General features: G+C 71.9%; 8 protein-coding genes. All 8 read left to right on the top strand.

Features of this window, described 5'->3' with window-relative positions; translation table 11 throughout:
• Window positions 1–741 (top strand): hypothetical protein (locus AC0CYZ_RS14380; RefSeq protein ID WP_472216435.1); only part of this gene is annotated, 741 nt, incomplete at its 5' end.
• A gap of 154 nt (window positions 742–895) precedes the next feature.
• Window positions 896–1,537 carry an ANTAR domain-containing response regulator gene (locus AC0CYZ_RS14375; RefSeq protein WP_472216433.1) on the top strand — a complete coding sequence of 214 codons (642 nt, stop codon included), beginning with the start codon at window positions 896–898 and terminating at the stop codon, window positions 1,535–1,537.
• Between the two features lie 192 nt (window positions 1,538–1,729).
• Window positions 1,730–3,025 (top strand): branched-chain amino acid ABC transporter substrate-binding protein, encoded by a 1,296-nt coding sequence (locus tag AC0CYZ_RS14370; protein WP_472216431.1) that lies wholly within the window; start codon window positions 1,730–1,732, stop codon window positions 3,023–3,025.
• Between the two features lie 174 nt (window positions 3,026–3,199).
• Window positions 3,200–4,402: a branched-chain amino acid ABC transporter substrate-binding protein gene (locus tag AC0CYZ_RS14365; protein ID WP_472216429.1), complete on the top strand. Its 1,203-nt coding sequence runs from the start codon at window positions 3,200–3,202 to the stop codon at window positions 4,400–4,402.
• 219 nt (window positions 4,403–4,621) lie between these two features.
• Entirely contained in the window at window positions 4,622–5,566 is a 945-nt protein-coding gene (locus AC0CYZ_RS14360; RefSeq protein WP_472216437.1) for a branched-chain amino acid ABC transporter permease, read from the top strand.
• Window positions 5,563–6,804, top strand: coding sequence for a branched-chain amino acid ABC transporter permease (locus AC0CYZ_RS14355; RefSeq protein ID WP_472216427.1), 1,242 nt, complete (start codon window positions 5,563–5,565; stop codon window positions 6,802–6,804). The genes AC0CYZ_RS14360 and AC0CYZ_RS14355 overlap by 4 nt, the downstream gene beginning before the upstream one ends.
• Window positions 6,801–7,721: an ABC transporter ATP-binding protein gene (locus AC0CYZ_RS14350; RefSeq protein WP_472216425.1), complete on the top strand. Its 921-nt coding sequence runs from the start codon at window positions 6,801–6,803 to the stop codon at window positions 7,719–7,721. The genes AC0CYZ_RS14355 and AC0CYZ_RS14350 overlap by 4 nt, the downstream gene beginning before the upstream one ends.
• On the top strand, window positions 7,718–8,367 hold a 650-nt coding region (locus AC0CYZ_RS14345), incomplete at its 3' end, for an ABC transporter ATP-binding protein (RefSeq protein WP_472216423.1). The genes AC0CYZ_RS14350 and AC0CYZ_RS14345, both read left to right, overlap by 4 nt.

Raw genomic sequence — 8,367 nt, 5'->3', positions numbered from 1 at the left:
GAGACCGCACTCGAGTTCGCCGCGGCCGGGCTCCACGCGACCGAGATCGGCCGCAAGCTCGGGATCCCGAAGCGCACGGTGCAGTACAGGTGTCGTGGCGGGCGTCGACAGCCCCGGACACCGCGCTTCTCCCAGCCCTGTCCGCGGTGCGACGGCGAGCCGCTGGATCGAACCCGGTACGCGTACCTCCTCGGCACGTACCTCGGCGACGGGCACATCACCACGCCGACACCGAACTCCGCGGTCCTGGCGATCTACTGCGCCGATGCCTGGCCCGGGGTCTCCGAGGAGGTGGCGCAGGCGATGCGGGCCGTCATGCCGAACAGCCCGGTGTCGCGCGCCGACCGGACGGGCTGCCACGCGTGGCGCAGCCACTCCGAGCACTGGCTGTGCCTCTTCCCGCAGCACGGACCCGGGACGAAGCACACCCGGCCGATCGTGCTCGAACCCTGGCAATGCGCTGTGGTCGACGAGTATCCCGGCCGATTTCTGCGCGGCCTGATCCACTCGGACGGATGTCGCGTTCTCAACTGGACACAGAAGCGGACCGAGCACGGCCTCGTGCGTTACGAGTATCCGAGGTACATGTTCTCCAACAAGTCGGCGGACATTCTCGCGCTGTGTGAGGCCGCCCTGGACCGTCTCGAGATCGCCCACCGCCGATCCCGGAGCGACACGGTCTCCGTCGCCCGCCGAGCGGCGGTCGCCCGGCTCGACGAGTTCGTCGGCCCGAAACACTGACGGGCCGCGCCTGGTGGCCGCATTGTTAGCTGGTCCACACCGTGGCGCTCGTCGCGGACGGACCAGCGGTCTCGCCCGGTACGGTCACCTGAATCGAGCCGGCCTGGGGCGTCGCCACGGCAGGGCCGGACGCAGCGACGCGCGGGAGACCGAGATGAGTCAGCAGGCCGAGGACATCGCCGCGGCGGCCGACGCGGCCGTCGCCCCGGAGGAGCCCGCGCCGCGCGAGCCGCTGCGCGTGCTCGTGGCCGAGGACGAGGCCCTCATCCGCATGGACCTCGTGGAGATGCTCCGCGAGGAGGGCTACGACGTCGTCGGGGAGGCCGGCGACGGCGACCAGGCCGTCGAGCTGGCGCGCGAGCTCAAGCCCGGCCTGGTGATGATGGACATCAAGATGCCCGGCACCGACGGGCTCGAGGCCGCGACGACGATCGCGCAGGAGCGCATCGCCCCCGTCGTCATGCTCACCGCGTTCAGCCAGCGCGACCTCGTGGACTCCGCGCGCGACGCGGGCGCCATGGCCTACCTGGTCAAGCCCTTCACCAAGACCGACGTGGTGCCGGCCATCGAGGTGGCGGCGAGCCGCTTCGCGGAGATCACGGCGCTCGAGAACGAGGTCGCGGGACTCACCGACCGCCTCGAGACCCGAAAGGCCGTCGAGCGGGCCAAGGGCCTGCTCATGGCGAAGAAGAAGATGAGCGAGCCGGACGCCTTCCGCTGGATCCAGCGCACCGCCATGGACCGGCGCACGACGATGAAGCACGTCGCCGAGGCGGTCGTCGAGACCTTCGGCTGACCGGTCCGGGCCCGTCACCGGTCCGCCGCACCGGGGTCACCCGGACGCCGCCGTCGCTCACCGAGACGGAATGCGTGACGTTGCGTCATACCGCCCTGTGAGTGTCCGTGCCCGGCCGGAGCCCTGACCAGCCGCGACGCCCCGACCCGCTGACGGCCGTCGCTCGATCGTGACCTACGGTGGCCGCCGTCGATGTCGGTGGCGTTCCCGGAGGTCGCGGTGGGTGGTGCATCGGTCCGCGCACGGATCACCCGCCGGGCCCGGTGGGGGAACGGCGCCGCGGGGCGCCCGCGCCGCACCGCGAGCCTGGTCACCGTCGGGGTCCTCGCCGCCGCGCTGGCGCTCGCCGCGTGCTCGTCGGGAGCCTCCGGGCAGGCGGGGGACTGCGACACCGACCGGGGCACCCTCGCCGTCGGGCTCATCGCCCCGCTCTCCGGCCCGCTCGCGAACATCGGCCTGGGCATGCGCGACTCGGCCGACCTCGCGGTCCGCCAGGCCAACGAGCGCTGCGCGGTCCCGGGCTACCGCCTCGAGCTGCAGGCCCGTGACGACCGCGCGGACCCCCCGACGGGGGCCGCGGCCGCCCGGGAGCTCGCGACGAACCCCGACCTGATCGGCGTGGTCGGCACCTACAACTCCTCGACGGCCCAGGCGGTACAGCCGGTCCTCGGCGACGCGGGCATCGTCCAGGTCTCCCCGGGCAACACGAACGTCTCGCTCACCCGCGGCGTCAACCCGGTGGCCGCGCCGCTGCGCCAGTACCAGACCTACTTCCGCGTGGTCGCCACCGACGCGGTGCAGGGCCCGGCGGCGGCCGACCACCTCGCCGCGCTCGGCCGGACCCGCGTCGCGGTCGTCAGCGACGGCCAGACCTACGGCGAGGGCATCGCCGACGAGTTCGTCAAGCAGCTCGGCACCCGCGGGGGAGACGCCGTGATGCGGATGACGCTCCCGGCCGGCTCGCCCCCGGCGGCCGCGGTCGCCGCCATCAGCCGCGCCCGACCCCAGGCGGTCTTCTACGGCGGCGAGTACCCCGACGCCGGGCCGCTGTCGAAGGCGTTGTCGGGCCTCGGCATCCCGCTGGTGGGCGGCGACGGAATCGTCGACCCCGACTACGCGGCAGCGGGCGGACGCGACGGCGACCTCGGGACCTCGGTCGGACCGCCCACTGAGACGCTGCCGGGCGCCACGGCGTTCCTCTCCGCCTACCGCGCGGCCGGCTACCGCGAGACCTGGGGTCAGTACGGCGCGTTCAGCTTCGACGCCACGAACGTCGTCGTCGGGGCCACGGGCACGGCCTTGGGCCGCGGTGGCGGAGAGTGGTCGCCCGACCTGCGGCGCCCGGTCGCCCAGGCCGCCCAGGCCTACGACGCGGACGGCGTCACCGGTCCCATCTCGTTCGACCGCTTCGGCGACGTCGGGTCGGACGCGGTCACCATGTATCGCCTGGTCGGCGGACGATGGATCCCCGACCGTACCCAGCCCTGAGATCCACTCCGCACCCGCCGGGCCGGTGACGGGGCGGGGGGCGGCACCGCGCGTACCGACAGTGGACCAGACCTGTTCACCCCCGGGATTTGGGTCTATCTTTCCCACCCGACCGGGCGAGTTTGAATCTTCTCCGGTCGCTCCTCGAGCACGCGTGCAACGGAGGTTGAATCAGTGGTCCGACGTCGGCTCGCCGCCGCGGGTGCCCTGGTCGCGGCAGCGGCCCTGGTGCTCTCCGGCTGCGCCAACCAGGGCGGAGGTGGCTCTGCGCAGACCAGCCAGGCCCCCGCCCCCGCCCAGCCCAACAACGCCGCGTTGCCCGCGGGCAACGGTCAGGGCAAGTGCGCGCCCGGCACCTCGATCGCCTACGTGGGCACCCTCGCCGGCCAGAACGCCGCCCTCGGGCAGGCGATCGCCAACGCGACGGAGCTGGCGGTCAACCAGCACAACCAGGCCAACCCGGGCTGCCAGGTCACCCTGGTCAAGTCCGACTCGGGCGGGACCCCGGCGACGGCGGTCGGCCCGACGCAGGCCGTCATCAACAACCCGGCCGTGCTCGGCATCGTCGGCCTCCCGTTCTCCGGTGAGTCGAAGGCCCTCGGCCCGGCACTCAACGCCGCCGGGCTGGTCAACATCACGCCGTCGGCCACCAACCCCGGCCTCACCCAGAACGGCTGGACGAACTTCTTCCGGGCGCTGGGCAACGACGCGGTGCAGGGACCGGCCGCCGCGAAGTGGATCAAGACCAAGTTCAACCCGCAGACCGTCTGCGTGATCAAGGACGACTCGGAGTACGGCACCGGACTCGCGAACGCCATCACCCAGGCCCTCGGCCCGGCCGCCGCCGCGTGCCAGGGCAACGTCAAGACCGACCAGAAGGAGTTCTCCGCGACGGTCGGCCAGGTCCAGCAGGCCAACCCGCAGGTGATCTTCTACGCGGGCTACTACAACGAGGCCGCGCCGCTGGTCCAGCAGCTACGGGACGCCGGCGTGCAGACGACGTTCGTCGCGCCCGACGGCGTCAAGGACCCCGAGTTCGTCAAGAACGCGGGCGGTGCCGCCAACGGCGCCTACCTGACCTGCCCGTGCGTCCCGCAGGAGGGCTTCACCGCCTTCACGCAGGCGTACCAGCAGGCCTACGGGACCCCGCCGCAGACGTACTCGGCCGAGGCGTACGACTCCGCGACGATCCTGCTCAGCGGTATCGACAAGGGCCTGAACTCGCGCCCGGCGCTACTGAACTACGTCAAGACCTACAACGGCCAGGGCCTGACGAAGAAGTTCGCGTGGCAGCCGAACGGCGAGCTCACCGACACGCCCGTCTACGTCTACCGCGTGGACGGCACCAACATCGTGACGGACTCGCCGATCAGCTGACCCCCGACACGACGGCCGCGCCCGGGTCCGCCCCGGGCGCGGCCGTCGTACGTCGGGCCCCCGGCGTCTCGACGACGAGCGCCCCACCACCTGTCCGCGCGTGACGGGCCACCGCCCGCTCCGCCGGTGCCTCCCCGGGAGAGCGTCATCCACACCGTCATCGCCGTCGCGGACCTGGTCACGCAGGACTCCGGACCGTGGATCAACTTCGACGTCGGGTTGTTCTTCGACCGCTTCTGGGCCAACACGATCAACGGCCTCGCCTACGGAAGCATCTACGCGCTGGTCGCCCTGGGGTACACCCTCGTCTACGGGGTGCTCCAGCTCATCAACTTCGCCCACTCCGAGATCTTCGTGATCGGGGTGTTCGGCGTGTACTTCACGTTCCTCGCCCTGGGCTTCCAGCCCGGGGCCGTCCCGAGCCTCCCGATCGGCGGGATCATCGCCGACCTCGTCCTGGCCGGCGCCGTCGGCATGATCCTCGCGGGGTTGGCGGCGGTGCTGCTCGAGCGCGTCGCCTACCGTCCGCTGCGACGACGCAACGCACCGCGCCTCGCCTTCCTCATCACCGCGATCGGCGCCTCGTTCGTCGTCCAGCAGCTCTTCCGGATCTTCCGTGGGTCGAACCCCGAGGGCACGATCCGGCTGTTGCAGCCCCAGCCGCTGTTCCGGGTGTTCGGGGCGCCGGTGACGAACCTGCAGCTGATCATCATCGTCGCGTCGGTCGCGATGTTCTTCGCCGCTGACGGCTTCGTGAACCGCACCCGGCTCGGGCGCGGGGTGCGGGCGGTCGCCCAGGACCCGGCGACCGCCACGCTCATGGGCGTCAACCGCGAGCGCGTCATCGTCATCACGTTCCTGCTCGGCGGCCTGCTCGCCGGCGCGGCCGCCCTGTTCTACCTGATGACCATCCCGCAGGGTGCGGTCTTCAACGGCGGCTTCCTGCTGGGGATCAAGGCGTTCGCCGCGGCGGTGCTCGGTGGCATCGGGAACCTGCGCGGGGCGCTGGTCGGTGGCCTCATCCTGGGGATCGTCGAGAACTACGGGCAGTCGCTGTTCGGCGGGGACTGGCGTGACGTCGTCGCGTTCGTGCTCCTCGTCGGCGTGCTGATGTTGCGGCCCACCGGGATCCTCGGCGAGTCGCTGGGGAAGGCCCGCGTATGACCACCACGGATGCCCCGACCGCGGACGGGACCCGCCCCGACCCGTCGTCGGGACCCTCCCGCCCGACGGCCCGCTCACGGTGGGGCGAGGCGTCCCGCTGGTGGAACGCCCGCAGCCGGCCCGAGCAGTGGGGCCTGCTGGTCCCCGTCGTCGTCCTGATCTACTTCCTGCCGGTCATCAACCCGCCGATCATCACGACCGAGCCGGCGACGGACTTCTCGATCGCGCTCTTCAACGCCGCGGTGTTCGCGCTGATCGCGATCGGGCTGAACGTCGTCATCGGGCAGGCGGGCCTGCTCGACCTGGGCTACGTCGGCTTCTTCGCGATCGGCGCCTACGTCGCGGCGCTGCTCTCCTCGCCCGACTCCGATCTCGGCGTGCGCGTCCCGTGGCTCGTCATCGTGCCGATCGCCATGGCCATCACGATGGTCTCGGGCGTCATCCTCGGCACGCCGACCCTGCGGCTGCGCGGCGACTACCTCGCGATCGTCACGCTCGGCTTCGGGGAGATCGTCCGGCTGCTGGCGGACAACGTCGACCCGCTGCGCGGCAACCGGGGCTTCCAGAACATCGCGCGCCCGGGCGGGACCTACCCCGACGGCACGCCGTTGTTCACCCAGACCGACGCGCAGGGCTTCTACTGGCTCGCCGTCACGATCATCATCATCGTGCTGTTCCTCATGGGGAACCTGGAGCGCTCGCGGGTGGGGCGCGCCTGGATCGCGGTGCGCGAGGACGAGGACGCCGCCGAGCTCACCGGGGTCCCGACCTACCGCTTCAAGATCTGGGCGTTCGCGATCGGTGCCGCGGTCGGCGGGCTGTCCGGCACGCTGTTCGCCGCGCAGGTCGGCTTCGTCAACAACCAGCGCTTCGACATCACCACCTCGATCCTCTACCTCGCCGCGGTGGTCCTCGGCGGGCAGGGCAACAAGGTCGGCGTCATCGTCGGGGCCTTCCTCGTCTCCTACATCCCCGACCGCTTCCAGTTCGAGCCCGAGTACCGGTTCCTCGTCTTCGGCGTCGCGCTGATCGTGCTGATGATCTTCCGCCCGCAGGGGCTCCTCGGGATGCGCCAGCACCTGCTGGCGTACGGACGGCAGGCGTACCAGAAGCTGTTCGGGGCCGGGACCGGCGTCGCGCCGACGGGCCTCACCTCCTCGACGCGCGTCTCGGGCGAGCTGCCCGAGACCGTCCCCGACGACCACGCCGGGTCGTCTCCGCGGGAAGGTGGGGAATGACCGAGCCGACCACGGGCGAGGGGCTCCTGGAGTCCCTCGAGCAGATGGACGAGGCCGAGCGCGCGGCCCACGAGGCGTCCGTCCAGGCGACGGTCGCCCCGGGCCGGGAGTTCGGGGTGGCGCCGGGCGAGACGCTGCTCGCCGTCGACGGCCTCACGGTCCGGTTCGGCGGCCTCACCGCGCTCGACGACGTCTCGTTCGACGTCACGCGCGGCGAGATCCTCGGGCTGATCGGACCCAACGGGGCGGGGAAGACGACCTGCTTCAACATCGTCACCGGGGTCTACCGGCCGACCGCCGGGGACATCCGCCTCGACGGCGAGTCGCTCGCCCGCATGAAGCGCTACCGCATCATCCGTGCCGGGGTGGCCCGCACGTTCCAGAACATCCGGCTCTTCGGGGCGATGACCGCGCTGGAGAACGTCGTCGTCGGCGCCGACGCGCGGCACCGGACGTCGGTGCCCGGGGCGCTGCTGCGGCTCCCGCGCCACCGCCGCGAGGAACGGGAGGCGACCGATAAGGCGATGGCGCTGCTGGAGTTCGTGGGCATCGCCCACCGGGCCGCGGACAAGGCGACCGCCCTGCCCTACGGCGACCAGCGGCGGCTCGAGATCGCCCGGGCGCTCGCGACGGAGCCCAAGCTGCTCTGCCTCGACGAGCCGGCCGCCGGGTTCTCGGCCACGGAGAAGGACGCGCTCTCCGAGCTCATCCTCAAGATCCGCGACGACGGGTACACGGTGGTGCTCGTCGAGCACGACATGCGCGTGGTGCTCGGGGTGACCGACCGCCTCGTCGTGCTGGACTTCGGCCGCAAGATCGCCGACGGCGCCCCGGAGGCGGTGCGCCGGGACCCGGCCGTCATCGCGGCCTACCTGGGCACCGGGGCCGACGACACCGGATCGGAGGGAGACGCGTGAGCCTGCTCGAGCTCGAGGGCCTCAACGTCGCCTACGGGCGCATCCGGGCGCTGCGGGGGATCACGCTCGCCGTCGAGGAGGGCCAGATCGTCACGCTGATCGGGGCCAACGGCGCCGGGAAGACCACGACGATGAAGACCGTCTCGGGCCTGCTCGCCCCGCAGTCCGGGCGCATGACGTTCGACGGCGAGGACCTGACGAAGATCCGGGCCGACCTGCGCGTGCGCCGGGGGATCTGCCAGGTGCCGGAGGGCCGGGGGATCTTCCCGGGCATGACGGTGCTGGAGAACCTCGACATGGGCGGGTTCGTGCGCAAGGACCGCCGCTCGGCCGAGTTCGGGGCCGACCTGGAGCGGGCCTTCACGCTCTTCCCGCGCCTGGCGGAGCGGCGCCACCAGGTCGGGGGGACGCTGAGCGGGGGCGAGCAGCAGATGCTCGCGATCGGACGCGCGCTCATGGCCCGGCCGCGGCTCCTGCTGCTCGACGAGCCCTCCATGGGCCTGGCGCCGCAGTTCATCGCGCAGATCTTCCGGGTGATCGAGGAGATCAACGCGGAGGGCGTGACGGTGCTGCTGGTGGAGCAGAACGCCAAGCAGGCGCTCGGGCTCGCCCACCAGGCCTACGTGCTCGAGACCGGGGAGGTCAC

The organism is Actinomycetospora sp. (assembly GCF_055612215.1).
Note: the sequence above shows the minus strand (reverse complement) of the source record. Positions and strands in the feature narration are given on the sequence as shown.